19 protein-coding genes are annotated in these 18399 nt (G+C 64.3%); 14 read left to right on the top strand and 5 right to left on the bottom strand.

From position 1 onward, the window contains the following. Window positions 1-84: 84 nt before the first annotated feature. Window positions 85-1005, top strand: a complete 921-nt coding sequence (locus FHS84_RS09880) for a sulfite exporter TauE/SafE family protein (RefSeq protein WP_166933568.1) — start codon at window positions 85-87, stop codon at window positions 1003-1005. Continuing rightward, window positions 1002-1739: a TIGR02186 family protein gene (locus tag FHS84_RS09875; RefSeq protein WP_166933566.1), complete on the top strand. Its 738-nt coding sequence runs from the start codon at window positions 1002-1004 to the stop codon at window positions 1737-1739. Before FHS84_RS09880 ends, FHS84_RS09875 begins: the two co-directional genes overlap by 4 nt. Here the strand turns inward: FHS84_RS09875 and pdeM are convergent. Further along, complete coding sequence (gene pdeM, locus FHS84_RS09870; RefSeq protein ID WP_166933563.1) at window positions 1664-2410, bottom strand: ligase-associated DNA damage response endonuclease PdeM; 747 nt, start codon at window positions 2408-2410, stop codon at window positions 1664-1666. The two genes, FHS84_RS09875 and pdeM, sit on opposite strands and share 76 nt — an antisense overlap. 204 nt (window positions 2411-2614) lie before the next feature. Here pdeM and FHS84_RS09865 point away from each other — a divergent pair, with 204 nt between their 5' ends. Further along, on the top strand, window positions 2615-3427 hold the full coding sequence (locus tag FHS84_RS09865; protein ID WP_166933561.1) for a PEP-CTERM sorting domain-containing protein: 813 nt from the start codon (window positions 2615-2617) through the stop codon (window positions 3425-3427). A gap of 32 nt (window positions 3428-3459) precedes the next feature. Here FHS84_RS09865 and FHS84_RS09860 read toward each other — a convergent pair whose 3' ends face one another. Both FHS84_RS09860 and FHS84_RS09855 read right to left on the bottom strand, forming a co-directional pair. After that, entirely contained in the window at window positions 3460-5931 is a 2472-nt protein-coding gene (locus tag FHS84_RS09860) for a ligase-associated DNA damage response DEXH box helicase (RefSeq protein ID WP_166933559.1), read from the bottom strand. Between the two features lie 83 nt (window positions 5932-6014). Further along, window positions 6015-6425: a DUF1810 domain-containing protein gene (locus FHS84_RS09855; RefSeq protein WP_166933556.1), complete on the bottom strand. Its 411-nt coding sequence runs from the start codon at window positions 6423-6425 to the stop codon at window positions 6015-6017. 163 nt (window positions 6426-6588) lie between these two features. Here FHS84_RS09855 and FHS84_RS09850 point away from each other — a divergent pair, with 163 nt between their 5' ends. The 8 genes from FHS84_RS09850 (at window position 6589) to FHS84_RS09815 (ending at window position 13771) form a co-directional block, all read left to right on the top strand. After that, the gene (locus tag FHS84_RS09850; protein WP_166933554.1) at window positions 6589-7986 is read left to right on the top strand and encodes a GH1 family beta-glucosidase; all 1398 of its coding nucleotides are present in this window, start codon (window positions 6589-6591) and stop codon (window positions 7984-7986) included. A gap of 179 nt (window positions 7987-8165) precedes the next feature. Then, window positions 8166-8810 carry a DUF47 domain-containing protein gene (locus tag FHS84_RS09845; RefSeq protein WP_166933552.1) on the top strand — a complete coding sequence of 215 codons (645 nt, stop codon included), beginning with the start codon at window positions 8166-8168 and terminating at the stop codon, window positions 8808-8810. Window positions 8811-8879: 69 nt separating this feature from the next. Next, window positions 8880-9815 carry an inorganic phosphate transporter gene (locus tag FHS84_RS09840; protein WP_166933896.1) on the top strand — a complete coding sequence of 312 codons (936 nt, stop codon included), beginning with the start codon at window positions 8880-8882 and terminating at the stop codon, window positions 9813-9815. Continuing rightward, window positions 9815-10309: an NUDIX hydrolase gene (locus tag FHS84_RS09835; protein WP_166933550.1), complete on the top strand. Its 495-nt coding sequence runs from the start codon at window positions 9815-9817 to the stop codon at window positions 10307-10309. The genes FHS84_RS09840 and FHS84_RS09835 overlap by 1 nt, the downstream gene beginning before the upstream one ends. Then, complete coding sequence (locus tag FHS84_RS09830) at window positions 10290-10976, top strand: hypothetical protein (protein WP_166933548.1); 687 nt, start codon at window positions 10290-10292, stop codon at window positions 10974-10976. The genes FHS84_RS09835 and FHS84_RS09830 overlap by 20 nt, the downstream gene beginning before the upstream one ends. Window positions 10977-11029: 53 nt before the next feature. Next, entirely contained in the window at window positions 11030-12826 is a 1797-nt protein-coding gene (locus tag FHS84_RS09825) for a cation:proton antiporter domain-containing protein (protein WP_166933545.1), read from the top strand. Between the two features lie 48 nt (window positions 12827-12874). After that, window positions 12875-13426 (top strand): PRC-barrel domain containing protein, encoded by a 552-nt coding sequence (locus FHS84_RS09820; RefSeq protein ID WP_166933543.1) that lies wholly within the window; start codon window positions 12875-12877, stop codon window positions 13424-13426. Between the two features lie 117 nt (window positions 13427-13543). Next, on the top strand, window positions 13544-13771 hold the full coding sequence (locus FHS84_RS09815; protein WP_166933540.1) for a hypothetical protein: 228 nt from the start codon (window positions 13544-13546) through the stop codon (window positions 13769-13771). Here FHS84_RS09815 and FHS84_RS09810 read toward each other — a convergent pair. Beyond that, window positions 13737-14759, bottom strand: coding sequence for a LysR family transcriptional regulator (locus tag FHS84_RS09810; protein WP_166933538.1), 1023 nt, complete (start codon window positions 14757-14759; stop codon window positions 13737-13739). The genes FHS84_RS09815 and FHS84_RS09810 overlap by 35 nt on opposite strands. Window positions 14760-14971: 212 nt before the next feature. Next, window positions 14972-15736 (bottom strand): alpha/beta fold hydrolase, encoded by a 765-nt coding sequence (locus tag FHS84_RS09805; RefSeq protein ID WP_166933535.1) that lies wholly within the window; start codon window positions 15734-15736, stop codon window positions 14972-14974. 67 nt (window positions 15737-15803) lie between these two features. Here FHS84_RS09805 and FHS84_RS09800 point away from each other — a divergent pair, with 67 nt between their 5' ends. The 3 genes from FHS84_RS09800 to FHS84_RS09790 are packed head-to-tail and all read left to right on the top strand — an operon-like array spanning window position 15804 to window position 18320. Further along, entirely contained in the window at window positions 15804-17048 is a 1245-nt protein-coding gene (locus tag FHS84_RS09800; protein ID WP_166933533.1) for a M20 family metallopeptidase, read from the top strand. Then, complete coding sequence (locus FHS84_RS09795; RefSeq protein ID WP_166933531.1) at window positions 17045-17413, top strand: DUF423 domain-containing protein; 369 nt, start codon at window positions 17045-17047, stop codon at window positions 17411-17413. Before FHS84_RS09800 ends, FHS84_RS09795 begins: the two co-directional genes overlap by 4 nt. Before the next feature lie 4 nt (window positions 17414-17417). After that, window positions 17418-18320, top strand: coding sequence for a lysophospholipid acyltransferase family protein (locus FHS84_RS09790; RefSeq protein ID WP_166933529.1), 903 nt, complete (start codon window positions 17418-17420; stop codon window positions 18318-18320). Window positions 18321-18399 lie beyond the last annotated feature (79 nt).

Genomic DNA, 18399 nt, shown 5'->3' with positions numbered 1-18399 from the left:
AGCGAGGCTTTGGGTTGACCGCTGCGCGCCACCCGCGCACAGTCGGCGCATTCCGCGTCACCCGCCCGCAAGAAAAGCCGATCGATGGAAATCTACCTGCCCATCGCCCAGATGTCGGTCCAATGGCCGGTCGTTCTGGGCCTCGGGTTCGCAATCGGCTTTCTGTCGGGCGTGTTCGGTGTCGGCGGCGGCTTTCTGTTGACCCCACTGCTCATCTTCTACGGCATTCCGCCCGGCGTCGCGGTGGCGACGACCGCCAATCAGATCGCGGGCGTGACCTTCTCCGGCGTGCTGGTGCACTGGAAGCGCCAGACGGTCGATTTCAAGATGGGCTCGGTGATGGTGGCCTCGGGCCTGGTCGGCTCGGCCGCCGGCGTGTGGCTGTTCGCCGTGCTGCGCCGCATGGGCCAAGCCGAATTCGCCGTCTCGGCGTCGTACGTGCTGCTGCTCGGCTGGGTCGGCGCCATCATGCTGCAGGAATCGATGCGCACCTGGAAAGCGCGGCAGGAAGGCAAATCGCCGACCGGCAAGCGCGTCGGCCAGCACAACTGGATTCACGGCCTGCCGTTCAAGATGCGCTTCCGCCAGTCGCGGCTCTATATCAGCGTGATCCCGCCGGTGGTGCTGGGCTTCGTCGTCGGCATTCTGTCGGCGGTGCTTGGCGTCGGCGGCGCCTTCCTGTCGGTTCCGGCGATGATCTACATTTTGCGGATGCCGACCAATGTCGTGGTTGGAACCTCGATGTTCCAGGTGCTGTTCGTCACCGCCTCGACCACCATCCTGCACGCCGCCGACAACTACACCGTCGATACGCTCCTGGCCCTGATCCTCGTCATCGGCGGCGTCTTCGGCGTGCAATACGGCGTGCGCGCGGGCGCCAAGCTGCGCGGCGAGCAGCTGCGCTTCCTGATGGCGATCCTGGTGCTGGTGGTGGCGGTGGGCCTTCTGTGGCAGCTGGTGATGCGCCCGGACGACGTCTATTCGCTGACGGCAGGCACGCCATGAGGATGCTCCTGGCCGCGCTTGTGATGCTGACCGCGCCCGCGCTGGCGGAAGAGGGGCTGACCTCGGGCCTGTCGCAGGATTATCTGCAGATCACCTCGACCTTCGCCGGATCGGAACTGACGGTGTTCGGCGACGTCGAAAATCCGGCGGGTCAGGAAACGCGCGACATCGTCGTGGTGGTGCGCGGACCCGATGCGCTGATGACCGTGCGCCGCAAGGACCGCATCGCCGGACTGTGGATCAACAACGCCCGCGCCAAGATGTGGCTGCCGGCCTACTACTTCGTGACCGCAACGCGGCCGCTTGGCGATATCGCCGAGGGCGAAACCCTCAGGCGCTACGAACTCGGGCTCAACGATCTGCGCGCCGACGTGACGGCGAGCGACGGCGATGCGCGGCCCTACATCGCTTCGCTGGTGCGGGCGCAGAAGCGCGCCGGGCTCTACATCCAGGCCGACAGCGCCGTCGAAATGCAGAGCGCGACGCTGTTCCGCGTCCATGTGCCGATCCCCGCCGCGGTGCCGCGCGGGTCTTATACGGTCGAGGTCTATCTATTTCGCGACGGCGACGTGGTGGCGGCGCAATCGACACCATTCTACGTCGATCAGGCCGGTTTCGAGCGGCGCGTGTTCGAGTTCGCCCACACCAAGCCGTTCACTTACGGCGTGTTCACCGTGCTGATGGCGGTGGCGCTCGGCTGGGCGTCCATGTTCCTGTTCCGCAACAGGGTGTGACAGGGGCCGCGTACGGCATAGACCCGCTCCCGCCCCATCGCGAAGACCGCCATCTCGCGGGCGAACAGGCTCGTCACCGCCTCCTCGCGCACATCGAAGCCGCCGGTATAGGCGCCGAACGCTGGCAGCAACAGGCGCAAACCGTCCGATGCGAAACAGCGCCGCCGCAACGACAGCCCGTTGCGATTGACGCGCACCACCGGATGGACGTGGCCCGCAACTTCGCCGGCGCAAGGTTCCGTACACGGAATATGGCGGAACATCAGACCGCGCGCCTGATAGAACGGCCTGATCGTGCCGCCGAGCCAGGCGGGCGGTTCGGGATCGTGATTGCCTTCGACCCAAACCCAATGCACCGCCCGCGTCAGCCCCGACAGCACCGCGATCTCCTCGCCGTCGAGACGATCGCCGGCACCGCCGTCGTGAAAGGAGTCGCCGAGCGCGATCACCCGCTCGGGGCGCAGCCGCGCGATCAGCGCGCCGATGCGCTTCAAGGTCGCCCTGGTGTCGTATGGCGGCAGGAACTGGCCGCTGCGCGCATAGGACGAGCCCTTCTCGAAATGGAGATCGGCGAGCACGAGCGTCTTCTCGTCCGGCCACCACACCGCGCCGGAAGGTTCCAGCAGCAGCGTCTCGCCGTTCACGATGATGACGCACTCGTTCCGATTCATGGACAGCACTGTGCATCGTTCGCCGCAGCGAGGCAAACCGGAGAAACGACGCTGCAAGTTGATAACGGCATTTACATCCCGCTCTGCGGCTTTGCGAAAAGACGAGCCAATCCGCCGTTCCCGCTTCTGGCACAACGGTTGCTGGTGCGCGCTCCAATAACACTGTGGGCGGGCGCATGCGCCCTTTCGGATCTGGAGCTATCAATGAAATTTTCCCTGTATTCCCTGATTGCTGCCGCGGCCCTCGCGACAGCGGCGCAAGCCACCGTCGTCGCCGGAACCAGCGGCTCGCTGAACGGCGGTTCGGTGACGGCTTTCGCCGATGTCACCGGCAGCCATCTCAATGCCGTCGGCTATAAGGTCAGCGGCGCCGTGGTGCGCGATCCCGGCGCCAGCGGCGGCGAACTGTTCCTCACGCTGCCGTCGCAGGCGTCGGCCACCGGCTTCACGGTGCTGGGCCTCGAATGGAACCCGCACGGCCACGAACCGGCGGGCGTCTACGATCAGCCGCATTTCGATCTGCACTTCTACTACATCCCGGATTCCAAGCGCATGACGATTCCGGGCGGCGTGATCGGCGGGGTCGATCCCAAACTCCTGCCTGCCGGCTACAGCCAGCCCGGCCCGACGGTGCCGATGATGGGCGGCCATTCCGTCGATCTCACCAGCAGCGAATGGAACGGCGGCAGCTTCACCCAGACCTTCATCTACGGCTTCTTCGAGGGCAAAGAGATCTTCCTCGAACCGATGGTGACCCAGGCCTATTTCCAAAGCCTGATCGGCTCGGAGAGCTTCACGATCCGTCAGCCCGGCATGTACGGCCAGGACGTGGTGCCGGATCTGGTGCCGACCAAGGTCACGTACGCCTATGATCGCGACAGCGATCTCTACACCATCAGCCTCGGCGACTTCATCGGCACCTCGGTGCCCGAACCGAGCAGCCTGGCGCTGGTAGCGTTCGGTATCCCGGCGGTCGGGTTCGCGCTGCGGCGGGCGCGGCGCAAGAAGACCGCCTGAGCGCGTGGGGCGGAGGCTAAATCGCTTCCGCCCTACTCCATCCGCATCGCATCGGCGATGAGGGATTCCTCGGTCTCGCGCAAGGCTTCTTCGGCGGCTTCGCCCGCGACCATCTCCTTGGAAATTTCGAGCAGCGCCGGCACGGCGAGCGGCGAAACGCGATCGAGCTTGCGGCTGACGATGCGGCCTCTGACGCGCTTCAGCATGTCGCCGAGGCGGGCGACGTCGAGCAATCCGGTGGCGGCGTCCTGATAGGTGGCGCGCAGCAGGATGTGATCGGGCTCGTGCTCGCGCAGCACGTCGTAGATGAGATCGGTCGAGAACGTCACCTGGCGGCCGGTCTTTTCCTTCAAGGGCGAGCGGCGCTCGATCAGACCGGCGATCACGGCGCAATTCTTGAACGTGCGCTTGTAGAGATTGGATTCGGCGAGCCAGGCATCGAGATCGTCGCCCAGCATGTCCTCGTCGAACAGCGCCGGAAGGTTGACGCCCGAAAGATCGCGGCGGCCCCAGACGGCGAGCGCATATTCGTTGGCGGAAAAACCGGTCGGCTGCAGGCGCAGGCGTTCGAGCCGCCGCGTCACCAGCATACCGAGGGTCTGATGCGCCAGACGGCCCTCGAACGGATAACAGACGAGATAGAACCGTTTGCCGCGCGGGAACATCTCGACCAGCAATTGGCCGGGCTGCGGAACGATGCTGCGCCATTCCTGGATTCGCAGCCATTCCTGGACCGGATCGGGCAGCAGTCCCCAGCGGTCGGGCTGGGACACGATTTCGCGCACGCGCTGGGCAAGGAAGGTGGAGAGCGGAAACTTGCCGCCGTTGTAGGACGGCACTTCGGCTTCGGTATCGTTGGTGCGCACCACGAAGGCGGCGTCTTCGTGAATGCCCTGAAACGCCAAGACCTCGCCGGCAAAGACGAAGGTGTCGCCGGGCGCCAGCTGCTCGATGAAGTATTCTTCCATCTGCCCCAGCACGCGCCCGCCGGCGCCGATGGGACGGCCCTTCGATTGCAGACGGATGTCGATCATCGGGTCTTCGACGATGGTGCCGGCATTGAGGCGGTAATTCTGGGCGAGACGCGGATGGGCGAGACGCCATTGGCCCTCCGGCGTTTTGCGCAGCTTGGCATAGCGGTCGTAGCGTTTGAGCGCATAGCCGCCGGTGGCGACGAAATCGACGACGCGGGAAAAATCCTCGCGACCGAGATCGCGATAGGGCGCGGCGGAAATCACTTCGGCGTAAAGATCGTCTTCGAAGAAGTTGGCGGCACAGGCCATGCCGAGCACATGCTGGGCCAGGACATCGAGACTGCCGGTCTTGAGGCGGTCGCCATCGAGTTCGCCGGCGATCACCGCTTCGCGCGCGGCTTCGCATTCCAGCACTTCGAAGCGGTTGGCGGGCACCAGCATGGCCTCGGACGGTTCGTCGAGACGATGGTTGGCGCGGCCGATGCGCTGGACCAGACGCGCGGCCCCTTTCGGTGCGCCGATGCAGACGACATTGTCGACCGCGCCCCAGTCGATGCCGAGATCGAGGGTGGAGGTGCAAACGACGGCCTTCAGCCGTCCGGCCGCCATGGCCGCTTCCACCTTGCGCCGCTGCTCGGGGGCGAGCGAGCCGTGATGCAGGGCGATGGCGAGATTGTCGTCGTTGATGCGCCACAAGTCCTGGAAGGTCAGTTCGGCCTGACGGCGGGTGTTGACGAACACCAGCGTGGTCTTGGCCTTCTTGATCGCGGCCATCACGTCGGCCATGGCATGACGCGCCAGATGCCCGGCCCACGGCACGTATTCTTCCGAGGCCAGAATGGAAATTTGCGGCGCGGCGCCGCCCTTGGCGCGCACGAGTTCGGACAAGGCCTCCTCGCCGCTCTGCGGGACCAGATAGCGCTGCAGCGGTTTGGGATCGGCGACCGTCGCCGACAATCCGACGCTGCGGTGGCCGGGCGCGAGTTTGGCGAGGCGCGCCAGCGCCAGGGCCAGGAGATCGCCGCGCTTGGAATTATGGATGGCGTGCAGTTCGTCGAGCACCACGGCGCGCAAATGGCCGAACATCCGCGGCGCATCGCTGTGCGACAGCAAAAGCGCAAGCTGCTCGGGCGTGGTGAGGAGAGTGTCGGGCGGCGAATAACGCTGGCGCTGGCGGCGGCCGGCAGGTGTGTCGCCCGTGCGGGTTTCGATCTTCACGTCGAGAGCCATCTCGGCGACCGGCATTTCGAGATTGCGCGCCACGTCGACGGCCAGTGCCTTCAACGGCGAAATGTAGAGCGTGTGCAGCACGCGGCTGCGGCGCAGCGGCAAAGTCGAGAGTTCGATCAGGCTCGGCAGGAAACCGGCCAGCGTCTTGCCGCCGCCGGTCGGCGCCACCAGGAGCACGGAGGCCCCGCGCGCGGCGTGTTCGACGAGCTGCAACTGATGCGGACGCGGGCTCCAGCCGCGGGCGGCAAACCAGCGGGCAAAACGGTCGGGCAGCAGGGAGGGGGTTAGCGCGGAACTCATCGTGAAAAGATATATCCCGTGTCATCCCCGGCGAGTAGAGCGAGCGTAGCAAGCGCTGTGCGGGAAGAGGATGACAATCGGGGCTAAAGCCGCTTCACCGTCTCGGGGTCTTCTTCGCCGGCGAAGTATTTGTCCAGCGCCTGACGGAACAGCGGCTCCGATGTGGCGCGTGCGAACAACGTCATCGAGGAGCGGAATTTGAGATCGTCGGGACTGCCGAAGATTTCGCCGACGGCTTTCTTGTTGGCCGCCAGGACAAGCCGGGTGCATTCCCGCAGCCGCGGTCCCAGCACGGGATGCGCCAGATAGGCGTGCGCCTCGTCAAGCGAGTGGATGGCATAGCGCCGCGCGGTCTCGCTGTGACCGAGCCCCTTCACCTGCGGGAAGATGAACCACATCCAATGGCTCTTCTTGGTGCCCGCCTTGAGTTCGGCCCGCACGTGATCAATCACGCGCGCTTGCGCATCGACAAACCGTTGCAGATCCTCGTCCATTCCGTTCACCACGATGTGTTGGGCACTTGGTGGTTACGCGGCACGCTTTCCGGCTAGTCTGAAACATACACTTGTTTTGCGAGCGATTCAGGGTAGGGAGGGTTGGATGACAAATCGACGGGACTTTCTCACAACTTCTGTGGGAATTATGGGGGCCGGGCTGATGGCAGCAACAGACGCCGAAGCGGGAAAGTCGAAGCATTCCGCAGGATTGGCCGCCAAAACCGCCGCCATCGGACCGTCGTTTCCGAAGGGTTTCCTGTGGGGGGCCGCCACCGCATCCTATCAGATCGAAGGTGCCTGGAAGGAAGACGGCAAAAGCGAGTCGGTCTGGGACCGCTTCACCCATACCCAAGGCAAGATCCGAGGCGGCGACACCGGTGACATTGCTTGTGATTCTTACCATCGCTACACGGAAGACATCGCCATCATGAAGCAGCTCCATATGAAGAGCTGCCGCTTCTCGATCGCCTGGCCGCGCATCCTGCCCGATGGCACCGGTACCGTGAATCAGAAAGGTCTCGATTTCTACAAGCGCTTCGTCGATACGCTCCTGGCCGCCGGTATCCGCCCATCCTGCACCTTGTACCATTGGGACCTGCCGCAGGTTTTGCAGGACAAAGGCGGCTGGCCCAATCGCGACATGGCCGGCTGGTTCTCCGATTACGCCGCCATCGTCACCAAAGCGCTCGGCGATCGCGTCAAAACCTTCGCCATCTTCAACGAGCCTTACGTTTTCTGCTTCTGCGGTTACGGCATCGGCGTCCACGCGCCGGGCATCGCCGACATGGGCCAGTACCTGAAAGCGGCGCACGTCGCCAACCTCGCCCAAGGCGACGCCTATCGCGCCATGCGGGCGATCGCGCCGAAAGCGGAAATCGGCGGCGCTTACAACATGTCGCCGGCCGAGCCGGCCACGAATTCGCCGGAAGACCGCGCCGCGGCGGAGAAAATGCACGCGGCCAACAACATCTTCTTTATCGCTCCGGCCCTGACCGGCTCCTACCCGAAGGAATTCGCCCCGCTCGACGCGATGGGTTTCCAACCGGGCGACGAAGCCCGCGTCCGCGCCGCACTCGATTGGATCGGCATCAACTACTATTTCCGCATGAAAGTGCGCGCCGACGCGACCGAGAAGACGATGGGCTATCGCGCCGATATCCCGCGCGAAGGTCCGCTCACCCATCTCGGCTGGGAAGTGTGGCCGCAGGGGCTGTACGACATCGTCACCCGCACCGCGCGCGACTGGCATCTGCCGATCGAAATCACCGAAAACGGCTGCTCCTATGCCGACCCGCCGGGCGTGGACGGAACCGTTAAGGACGACCGCCGCACCGACTACTTCCGCGGGCATCTGACGGCCCTTGCGCGCGCCATTCAGGACGGGGCGCCGGTGCGCGGCTATCACGCCTGGAGCCTTCTGGATAATTTCGAGTGGGGCGAGGGCTACAGCCAGCGGTTCGGCCTGACCTGGGTCGACTTCCGTAGCGGACGGCGAATCGTCAAGGATTCCGGGCGCTGGTACGGCCGGGTGGCCGCCGCCAACGCCGTAATTGCCTGACGGAACGGTGGAAAACGCCGTCCCGGCGGCAAAGTCCAGGTTTTCTGCAGGTTTGGTGAGCCGAATCGCACTATTGCGGTCCCGGCACGGGGGACTATGACGGTTCCGCGACCAAACGCGCTTTTGCCCTGCCGGGCCAATCTGGCAGGTGTACGGATGACATTACGGGACGGATGAGCATGTTCAGCTGGTTTCAGAACCTGATGCCGCAGGAGAACCGTTTCTTCGAACTGTTCAACCGACACGCTCACACCATCGTCGACGGCGCCGAGGCGCTCAGGTCCCTTCTGCACAGCGACACCGACGTCAAGGCCGCCTGCAAGAAGGTGTTCGAGTTCGAGACCCAGGCCGACGTCATCACGCAGGACGTGCTGCTGCTGACCCGCCGTTCCTTCATCACCCCGTTCGACCGCAGCGACATCAAATCCCTCATCACCTCGCTCGACGACTCCATCGACCAGATGAAGAAGACGGCGAAGTCGATCCTTCTGTTTGAAGTCGAAACGTTCGAGCCGCACATGGCCCAGATGGGCGACGTCATCGTCGACGCCTCCAAGCTGACCGTCGAAGCGGTCGCCCAGCTCCAGACGCTGCGCCAGAACACCGCGAAGGTGAACAGCGTCACCGAAGCGATCATCCGCCTCGAAGAGAGCGCCGACGATCTCAACAACCAGGGCGTCAAGGCACTGTTCGCCAAGTACCGGAACGGCAACGCCATGGACTACATCATCGGCAACGACATCTATAACCACCTCGAGCGGGTGATGGACCGCTTCGAGGACGTCGCCAACGGCATTTCGGGCATCGCCATCGAACAGTCCTAACGGAGCCAGCCGGTGCCCGATTTAGCCATTCTTATCGCCCTCGTCGCGGTCGCGCTGCTGTTCGACTTCATGAACGGCATGAACGACGCCGCCAATTCGATCGCCACCATCGTTTCCACCCGCGTGCTGTCGCCGCGCTATGCGGTGTTTTGGGCGGCATTCTTCAACTTCATCGCCTTCATGGTGTTCGGCCAGGCGGTCGCCAAGACCATGGGATCGGGCATCGTCGATACCCATATCATCACCGATCAGGTGATTTTCGGAGCCCTGGTCGGCGCCATCAGCTGGCAGCTTTTCACCTGGTGGGCGGGCATTCCCTCCTCCTCGACCCACGCCATGATCGGCGGGCTGGTCGGCTCGGCCGTCATCCATGCCGGCACCGGCGTCATCATCTGGCACGGGCTGGGGCGGACCATCCTCGCCATCTTCCTGTCGCCGACCATCGGCATGGTCCTCGCCGTCCTTCTGATGCTGATCGCCGCCTGGATCTTCCGTAAGGCGCTGCCGACCCGCGTGGATTCGCTGTTTCGCAAGCTGCAGTTCGTGTCCGCGTCGCTCTATTCGCTCGGCCACGGCGGCAACGACGCCCAGAAGACGATGGGCATTATCGCGGCGCTTCTCTATGCCCACGGACAAGTCCAGGGCAGCTTCCACATTCCGCTCTGGGTGATCCTGGCCTGCCAGACCGCAATGGCCGCTGGAACCCTGAGCGGCGGCTGGCGTATCGTGAAGACCATGGGATCGCGAATCACGCACCTGTCGCCCTACCAGGGCGTTTGCGCCGAAACCGCCGGCTCGATGATGCTGTTCCTGGCGACCAGCCTCGGCATTCCGGTCTCCACCACCCACACCATCACCGGCGCCATCGTCGGCGTCGGCGCCGCCAAGCGGGCGTCCGCCGTGCGGTGGAACGTGGCCAAGGACATCGTGACCGCCTGGATCATCACCATTCCCGCCGCGGCCTGTGTCGGCGCGCTGGCCTACAAGCTGTTCGGGCTGTTCTGATGCCGCGGGGCCGGGGCAACCGCAAGCTCACCGGCGTGCAGTACGCGGCACTTCCTTGGCGGCTCCGGAACGGCGAACTCCAGATCCTGCTCGTCACCTCGCGGCGGACGCGGCGCTGGATCCTGCCCAAGGGCTGGCCGATGGACGGCCTCAAACCGACCGAGGTCGCCGCCCGCGAAGCCGAAGAGGAAGCCGGCGTCACCGGCAAAGTGGACAGGACCGCCGTCGGCCGTTACCGCTATATGAAAATGCTGCGCGACGGCGTCGAACTGCCCTGCCGGGTGGAAGTGTTTGCGCTCGAAGTCGTGGAAGAACGTCCCGATTGGGACGAAATGGATGCACGGGCGCGGCGCTGGTGCTCGGTGGCCGAAGCGGCCGGAGCCATGGTCGAACCCGAGCTTAAACACGTAGTCCGGCATTTCGAGGTCCGCCTGGCGCAGCTCAGGCGGCGCAAACAATCGGCAATGGTGAGTCATGGTCGCCGTACGGCTTGAAGATGATGCGCTGGCGTTCGCAAGCACCCAGCTCGACGCGGCGGGCGGCGGCATTGCGGGCGAACTCCACAAGGAAGCCTTGTGGGAACCGGTGGTGTTCGTTCCGGATTTCGTCGATCCCTTGGCACTGCCCGAACTCGAAGCCAGCCATGTCGCCTCGCCGGAAGGCTCCGCCGCCGAACTGGCGAGCTATCTGCTCTTCCTCAAGAAGCGCAACGCCAACCTGAAAAGCGTGATCTTCGACGACCCATGGGCCAGCCCCGGCGATCTCGATTACGCCGGACCACCGCCCGACGAACTGCTCACCCCGCAGGGGCGGGTATCCTATCTCTACGATCTGGCCGAGGTGTCGCCGGATCTCATCTGGGATTACCGCTCGATCGCGGTCAGTTTTCTCAAGCTCGTCTATGTCAGCGAACTGTCGCCGGCCGAAATCCGCGCGCTGGCCGAGGACGAGCCGGACGATCTGTTCCACCGCCTCGCCCATAGCGTGCGCTATGTCGCCATCAACGCCTATGACGACGAATCCTGGCTGATTCTGCGCCACGAGCAGGCCCCGCAAAGCGGCGAGCGCTGCCATTGCGGCAACGACGACTGCGATTGCGACGGGGAATGCGACGGCGACTGTGATGGCCCCGATTGCCATCACCACGCCAACGACGACTGATTCGATATCTTCGGGTTGCTTCTTTCCGCCGCGGACCGCATGCTGCGTCCAGGATGGCAGCCACATTCGATATCTCCGGCTATAGCGACGCCTTGGTGCTGCTCGGCACGGCAGCCGTGATCGTGCCGCTGGTGCGCAAAGTCGGCATCAGTCCCGTTCTCGGCTATCTCGGCGCCGGCGCCATTCTGGGACCGCTCGCACTCGGTTCGTTCATCAAAGATTTTCCGATCCTTTATTGGTTCACGGTGGTCGACGAGAGCCACGTGTCCGGCTTCGCCGAACTCGGCATCGTGTTCCTGCTGTTCATGATCGGGCTCGAACTGTCGTTCGCGCGCCTCAAAGCGATGCGGCGGCTGGTGCTGGGCCTCGGCGGCTTGCAGGTGCTGGTGACCTCGGCGGTCATCGCAGGCATCGCTTCGCTGGCCGGACTGCCGTCGAATGCCGCCATCGTGCTCGGAGCGAGCGTGTCGCTGTCCTCGACCGCCATCGTGCTTGAACTGTTGTCGCAACAGAACCGGCTGTCGTCCAACATCGGCCGCGCCAGTTTCGCGGTGTTGCTGGCGCAGGACATCGCGGTGGTGCCGATCCTGATGTTCGTGTCGATCAGCGGCGGCGAATCCGACGGATCGGTGATCGTCAGCCTGGTGCGCGCGCTGTTGCAGGCGGCCGCCGCCATCGCGCTCATTATCCTGATCGGCCGCCTCGCCATGCGCCGGCTGTTCCGCCTGGTCGGTTCGGCGCGGTCGAGCGAACTCTTCATCGCCGCCGTGCTGCTCGTCATCTTCGCCGCCGGCGTGATCGCCCATCAGGCCGGATTGTCGATGGCGCTCGGCGCCTTCGTCGCCGGCATCATGTTGGCCGAAACCGAATACGGCAAAGCCATCGAAGCCACCGTCGAGCCGTTCAAGGGTCTGCTCCTCGGCATCTTCTTCTTCACCGTCGGCATGGCTATCGACTTCCGCGAGGTCGCCCGCGAGCCGCTGCTGCTGATCGCCTGTGTGATCGGACTGATCGTGGTCAAGGCCGTGATCCTGACCGCGCTGGGACGGCTGTTCCATCTGCCCTGGTTCGCCGCGATCGAGACCGGCCTTCTGCTCGGCCCCGGCGGCGAATTCGCATTCGTCGGCCTCGGACTGGCCGCCAGCCTGCATATCGTCGACGCGCGCTTCTCCGGCTTCATTCTCGCCGCCATCGCGCTCACCATGGCGCTGACGCCGCTGCTGTCGGTCCTGGGGCGGCGCATCACACGCAAGCTGCGCGAGCAGGGCATCGGCGATCCGGCGCTGACCGCAAAGCCGCCCGGCGGCGAAGCCCACGCCATCATCGTCGGTTACGGCCGCGTCGGGCGGGTGGTAAGCACGCTGTTCAAGGATCTCGACGTTCCCTACATCGCCACCGACATCGATCCCGCCGCAGTGACGCGGGCGCGGCGCGAAGGCGAAAACGTCTATTTCGGCAACGCCGCCGATCCCGAGTTCCTGCGCGTCTGCGGCGTGATGGAAGCGACCGGCGTCGTCATCACCATCAATGCGCGCGAGACCATCGACGCCATCGTCGAACAAGTGCGGGCGATGCGGGCGGATCTTTTGATCGTGTCGCGCGCCAAGGACGCCGTGCACGCCAGCCATCTTTATCAGATGGGCGCCAGCGACGCGGTGCCGGAAACCATCGAATCCTCGCTGCAGTTGTCGGAAGCCGCGCTGGTGGGCCTCGGCGTGCCGACCGGTCTTGCCATCGCCAAGATTCACGGCCAGCGCGATGTGTTCCGCGCCGCACTGCAACAGGCCGCGCGCGAAGCCGGCCGCGCCGAAAGCTACGCCGTCCGCCGCAAGCATCGTTCCGCTACGTGACGGAACGCCCTTCGGGTCCCGCGCGTTCACCGCTCGACGGAGGACGCCATGAAGACCATAGCCGCAGCATTTCTTTGCCTGCCGTTCCTGATCGCGGCCGCATCGGCACAAAGCGAGGAGCAGCGCACCGACCAGCTCAATCAGGCGCAGAACGCGCAAGGCGCCGACGCCGATCAGCGCAACGCGCAGTATCAGCAGCAGCAACAGCTCTACCAGCAACAGCAGCAGCAATATCAGGCGCAGAAACAAGTCTACGACGCGCAGGCCTCGCGCTATCTCGCGGCACGCGACCGCTACGCCGCGGAACGGGCGCGCTACCGGCGCGGCGAATGGCCCAAACGCTACGAGAAGCTGGCTTTCGTCGACAGCGACCAGTTGATCGGCGCCAAGGTGGAAACCTATGCCGGAACACCCGTCGGACATGTGATCGAACTGGCGCGCGCCGACGGGCGCATTAGCGCAGTGCGTGTCGCCTTCGACGATGCACCGCGTCAGGTGTGGATCGATCGCGGCGATCTCAAGTTCGACACCGAGGATTCCATTCTCGTGACGGATCTCGCCCATCACGATCTCGTCTCGATGGCCTCCGAACAGTATTGACTGCGCCCGCACAACCGCTATCGCATATTCGAATATGAACAACAGTTCGTCGCAAACTGTCGTTCCGTTCGCTGCCGGGACAGATCACCATCGCGCCATCAATCGGGGGATCGCACCATGACAGACATCGACAACGGCGGCCGCCGCAGCCTCGCCGGCCTGCAGGACTATCGCCGCTATCTCAGGGACATTACCGCGATCCAGGCGGAAGCCGTTCGCCGTCTGGTCGACAACGATGCCACGCCGCCGATGGAAATGGCGGCAGTGCTCGAAGACATCGCCAACAAGTTTCTCGATATGTCCGACGAAATCAGGGATTTCGCTTTGGCATCCCCAGAAGCCTGATCAGCAACGGCGTCATCGTCTCGCGCGGAAGCTCGTCGAGCTTGAGGTCGGGACTGAACCACGGGATGGTTTCGCCGAAGAGTTCGCTCATCCAATCGAAGACGATCTGAACCGCCTTGGTTCCGACCCGTTCCGCGGCCGCAACCGCGTATAACGGCACCCGGATATGAACGCCGAGTTCCAGCGGCAACGCGACCGGATCGGCCAAGGCGGTGGTCGCCACAAGCCCGATCCCGAGCCCGTTCTTGACCATCAAAGCGTAGTTCAAAAGATTGTCGGTGGTGTGCGTGACGACGCCCTCCCGGACCAGCGCATTCCAGGATTGCCACGGTTGCGGCATGGCCATGTAGGTCGTGCATTGCACGAAACAATGCGCCGACAAATTGCTGTTGGTCGGCACACCGTAGCGGGCGATGTAATCCTGCGTGGCGACCGGCAGCATGTGCAGAAAACCCAGCGGCCGCGATACCACGTCGGGACCTTGGTGCGGCATCACGCTGATCATCACGTCGCCGTGGTTGGCGCGCAGACTGGTGTGATCGGTCGGCGCACACATCTCTAGATGGATCTTGGGATACATCTCGCTGAAGGCGACCATCGCCGGGATCACGGAGAGGCCTGCCAGCACCTCGGAGATCACCAGACGGACCGTGCCCTCGGCGGTGCGCGTCTCGGCATTGAGATCGGTGGAAATCTCGAACAATTTTTGATCGAGGTCGCGCAGCGACCGCGCCAACTCTTCGCCTTGCCGGGTCAACGTGATGCCGGCCTGGGTCGGCACGACAAGCTGGGCACCCATCACGTCCTGCAAGCGCCGCACCTGACGGCTCACCGTCGGCTGGCTCATGTTCAGCGCTTCGGCGGCGCGGTTGAACGACTTGGCTTTGGCAACGGCGAGGAAGACACGCAGCTCGCCCCAGAACGGACCACTGAGAATCCTGGTCTCATCGAGAGTTCGTCTCGACGACTGCGGTAGCGGCTTTGTCATGCATGGTCCCCCGCATGCGATCGGCAAATTCTGCGGATAAAATCCGCAGCCGACAAGCCGTAAACAACAACGCCGCCCGCGTTATTTCATGCTCGGACCTTAACGCGCACGCGTATGCCGTGTGACCAACAAAATCTCGACCGGAGCGTCCATGCGCGGCCGCATGTCGCTTGAGGAATGGCGCCGGAATTCCGTCTATTTAAATAGTGCGTTCAAGCCGTTGCGGCGAAGAAATCCAATACGGCCCGCTTGTAGCCGGGATCACCGACCGCCGTCATATGGTCCTTGTTCGGCAGCACCACTGCGCGCCCGTCGGCAAAAGCCGCCGCCAAAGCGAGAGGCGATCTCACCAGCGGATCGTTCTCACCCGCAACCACCAGCACCGGACGTTGCGACGCCTTCAAGGCTTCCGGCGGATAGGTGTACCGCGGCGCCTTCATGCAGGCGGAAAGCGCGAGGCGATCCTTGCCTCTCTGGCCGCCGAAAATCCTGAAGCGGCGCGCTTCGTCGTCGACAATCGCCGACGGATCGTCGACCAACATGGCGGCCGCAACGGACTCGCGCCAGGACCGCTGCTCGGCGAAATAGTTATCGCCGACACCTGCCGTCACCACGCGCCGGATCCTTTCGGGATGCAGCATCAGGAAACGAATGGCGAGCATCGCTCCCATCGAATAGCCCATAACGAAAGCATCGTTGATACCGCTCGCATTGAGGACTGCGAGGATGTCGTCGATCATCTGGTCGCCATATGCTTGCGTTTCATGCGGCTTATCGCTGTGGCCATGCCCGCGCAGATCGAAGCTGACGACGCGGTAGCCCTGGCGGACCAGGCGGTCGATCCAGCCGGTGGATTTCCAGTTCTGCTCCCGGCTGGACGCAAAGCCGTGGATTAGCAGAACAGGCTTGCCCTCTCCGGTAACGTCATAGGCGATGTGCGTGCCGTCCTTGGAGACGACGATACGATCCGAATCCATGGGCCGACCATCGCAAAGCGCCGGCCCCGCGTCTATGATGGCGTGCGTTTCATTCTTGAGACCGTGAATGTCCCTCGAATCCATGCGGAAAGACGTTGTCGCGGCCATCGATGCGCTCGGCGGCGAACTGATTCAGCTGAGTCATGCCATCCATGCCGAACCCGAATTGTCGCTGGCCGAATTCAAGGCCTCGGCACGGCTAGCGGACGCCGTCGAGGGCCATGGCCTGCCGGTGACCCGCGAAGCCTTTGGCATGAAGACCGGATTCGTCTCGGAGTTCGGCAGCGGCCCGACCGTCGCGCTGTTGTCCGAGTACGATGCCCTGCCCGGCATCGGCCACGCCTGCGGCCACAACATCATTGCCGCGATCGGCTACGGCGCTGCCATCGGTCTGGCCAAACTCGGCGCGAACCTGCCCGGCACGGTGCGCTATGTCGGAACCCCCGCCGAAGAAGCTCATGGCGGCAAGGAATTGATGGCGCGGTTCGGCGCCTTCGACGGCGTCGATGCGGCGATGATGATCCACCCGTCCAATTTGAACCTCATCACCATGCCGACGATCGCGGTCGCCGATGTCGAGGCGATCTATCACGGCCGGGCGGCGCATGCCTCGGCGATGCCGTTCCGCGGTCTCAATGCGCTCGATGCGGTGGTGACGGCCTATACGGCGATCGCCCAGCTACGCCAGCACATCCGTAACACCGAACGCATCCACGGCATCATCACCGACGGCGGCATGGCTCCCAACATCGTGCCCGAGCGGGCCGCCTGCCGCTTTTTCATCCGCGCCGCCGACATTCACGATCTGCTCAAGCTCAAGAAGCGCGTGGTGGCGTGCTTCGAAGCGGGTGCCATGGCGACGGGGTGCCGCCTCGAACTCAACTGGACCGGCGCCGACTATCTCGACCTCAAGACCAACTGGCCGCTGGCGGAGAGCTTCAAGCAGCACGCCGAGCATCTCGGGCGCAATTTCTTCCCGCTCGAAGAGATCCCGCCCGGCTTTGCCGGTTCGACCGACATGGGCAATGTCAGCCACCGGGTGCCATCGATCCATCCCATGCTGGCGGTCGCGCCCTCGGACGTCATCATCCATAATCCGGAATTCACCCGCTGGGCGCGCTCGGATACCGGCGATGCCGCGGTGATCGACGGCGCCAAGGCGCTCGCCCTGACCGCGCTCGATCTGATGGCGGACGGCACCACACTGCCCCGCGTGCGCTCCGATTTCGAAGCCACCGCCGAGCTGTCGCGCCTTGCCGTGGTCGCCGTCGAGGCCGGGCATCACCATCATGCCGGGTGCGGCTGCCGATGAGACGCTGGTTTGCCTTCGGCGCTTTGAATGGAGCGCTGGCCATTGCGGCGGGAGCCTTCGCCGCGCACGGGCTCAAAGCACGGCTGTCGCCCGACATGCTGGCGGCGTTCGAGACCGGCGCGCGCTATCACCTGATCCATGCCCTGGCCCTGTGCGCGGCGGCGCTGGCGGCCGAACACTTCGCGCCGCGACCGGCCAGGACGGCGGCCATCCTGTTTGCGGTCGGAATTCTCCTGTTTTCCGGTTCTCTTTACCTGTTGACGTTGACAGGGACGCGCGGGTTTGGCTTCGTGACACCGTTGGGTGGCGTGGCGTTCATCGCCGGCTGGCTGGCACTGGCCTGGAGCGGTTTGCGGAAGGGGTGATGTGATGGGACATGCGGTCGGAGCCGACGAGTTCTCCTATGCCGATCCCCATGACCCGCCGTTCAAGCGCTTCGTCATTCACGCCATCGAGCGGATCACCGGCCAGCCCTATCTGCGCTGGCTCTACGAGTGCTACGGCACGCATCCGGTGCCGGGCGAGACCTTCTGGGACGCCGCCATCCGCCTCCTGGAACTGAAAATCCGCTACGACGCCGACAAGCTGGCGGCATGGCCCAAGACCGGCCCGCTGGTGGTGGTGTGCAACCACCCGTTCGGCGTTCTCGACGGTCTCGTCTCGTGCGCCATCGTCGGCAGGGCCCGGCCGGACTTCAAGGTGCTCACCAACGCGGTGATTGCGCGGGCCGAGGAACTGCAACCCTACCTCCTGCCGATCGACTTCAACGAAACCGGCGAGGCGATGAAGACCAACCTCAGCTCGCGCCAGCGCGCCAAGGAGCATGTCGCGGCGGGCGGCTGCCTGTTGATCTTCCCGTCGGGCGCGGTGTCGACGACGCCGAAATGGTATGCGCGGCGGGCGGTCGACAGCGATTGGAAGACCTTCACCGCCGGCATCGTCGCCAAGACACATGCCCCGGTGGCGCCGCTCTATTTCGCCGGCCAGAATTCGTTGCTGTTTCAGCTCGTCAGCCATCTGTCGCTGACTCTGCGCCTGTCGCTGTTGTTCTACGAGGTGCACAACAAGATCGGCAGCGAAGTACGCGCCGGCGTCGGCGATGTCATTCCGTACGAAACCCTGGCGACGATCCGGGATCGCGCCGCCCTGATGCAGTTCCTGCGCGAGCAAACCTATGCCCAGGCCGATGTCGTCGGTACGCCGCCGAAAGCGCATCTCAAAAAGCCCCGCCACACGCCCAAGCCGGGGACACTGGTGCCGGGATTGGCATGAGCGGCGCCGCAGGATGACCTGGGGTAATTCCATCCTGCCCAATGTTGCGGCAACGGCCGCACGTCCCGTCTTCTAACGT

This window comes from Rhizomicrobium electricum (assembly GCF_011762045.1).
Lineage (GTDB): Bacteria > Pseudomonadota > Alphaproteobacteria > Micropepsales > Micropepsaceae > Rhizomicrobium > Rhizomicrobium electricum.
The sequence above is the reverse complement of the archived record's forward strand: the minus strand, read 5'-3'. Positions and strand labels throughout refer to the sequence as shown.

Coding starts and splice junctions, on each gene's coding strand:
- FHS84_RS09880 (WP_166933568.1), top strand. CDS start 85: ATGGAAATCTACCTGCCCATCGCCCAGATGTCGGTCCAATGGCCGGTC.
- FHS84_RS09875 (WP_166933566.1), top strand. CDS start 1,002: ATGAGGATGCTCCTGGCCGCGCTTGTGATGCTGACCGCGCCCGCGCTG.
- pdeM (WP_166933563.1), bottom strand. CDS start 2,410: ATGAATCGGAACGAGTGCGTCATCATCGTGAACGGCGAGACGCTGCTG.
- FHS84_RS09865 (WP_166933561.1), top strand. CDS start 2,615: ATGAAATTTTCCCTGTATTCCCTGATTGCTGCCGCGGCCCTCGCGACA.
- FHS84_RS09860 (WP_166933559.1), bottom strand. CDS start 5,931: ATGAGTTCCGCGCTAACCCCCTCCCTGCTGCCCGACCGTTTTGCCCGC.
- FHS84_RS09855 (WP_166933556.1), bottom strand. CDS start 6,425: ATGGACGAGGATCTGCAACGGTTTGTCGATGCGCAAGCGCGCGTGATT.
- FHS84_RS09850 (WP_166933554.1), top strand. CDS start 6,589: ATGGCAGCAACAGACGCCGAAGCGGGAAAGTCGAAGCATTCCGCAGGA.
- FHS84_RS09845 (WP_166933552.1), top strand. CDS start 8,166: ATGTTCAGCTGGTTTCAGAACCTGATGCCGCAGGAGAACCGTTTCTTC.
- FHS84_RS09840 (WP_166933896.1), top strand. CDS start 8,880: ATGAACGGCATGAACGACGCCGCCAATTCGATCGCCACCATCGTTTCC.
- FHS84_RS09835 (WP_166933550.1), top strand. CDS start 9,815: ATGCCGCGGGGCCGGGGCAACCGCAAGCTCACCGGCGTGCAGTACGCG.
- FHS84_RS09830 (WP_166933548.1), top strand. CDS start 10,290: ATGGTCGCCGTACGGCTTGAAGATGATGCGCTGGCGTTCGCAAGCACC.
- FHS84_RS09825 (WP_166933545.1), top strand. CDS start 11,030: ATGGCAGCCACATTCGATATCTCCGGCTATAGCGACGCCTTGGTGCTG.
- FHS84_RS09820 (WP_166933543.1), top strand. CDS start 12,875: ATGAAGACCATAGCCGCAGCATTTCTTTGCCTGCCGTTCCTGATCGCG.
- FHS84_RS09815 (WP_166933540.1), top strand. CDS start 13,544: ATGACAGACATCGACAACGGCGGCCGCCGCAGCCTCGCCGGCCTGCAG.
- FHS84_RS09810 (WP_166933538.1), bottom strand. CDS start 14,759: ATGACAAAGCCGCTACCGCAGTCGTCGAGACGAACTCTCGATGAGACC.
- FHS84_RS09805 (WP_166933535.1), bottom strand. CDS start 15,736: ATGGATTCGGATCGTATCGTCGTCTCCAAGGACGGCACGCACATCGCC.
- FHS84_RS09800 (WP_166933533.1), top strand. CDS start 15,804: ATGTCCCTCGAATCCATGCGGAAAGACGTTGTCGCGGCCATCGATGCG.
- FHS84_RS09795 (WP_166933531.1), top strand. CDS start 17,045: ATGAGACGCTGGTTTGCCTTCGGCGCTTTGAATGGAGCGCTGGCCATT.
- FHS84_RS09790 (WP_166933529.1), top strand. CDS start 17,418: ATGGGACATGCGGTCGGAGCCGACGAGTTCTCCTATGCCGATCCCCAT.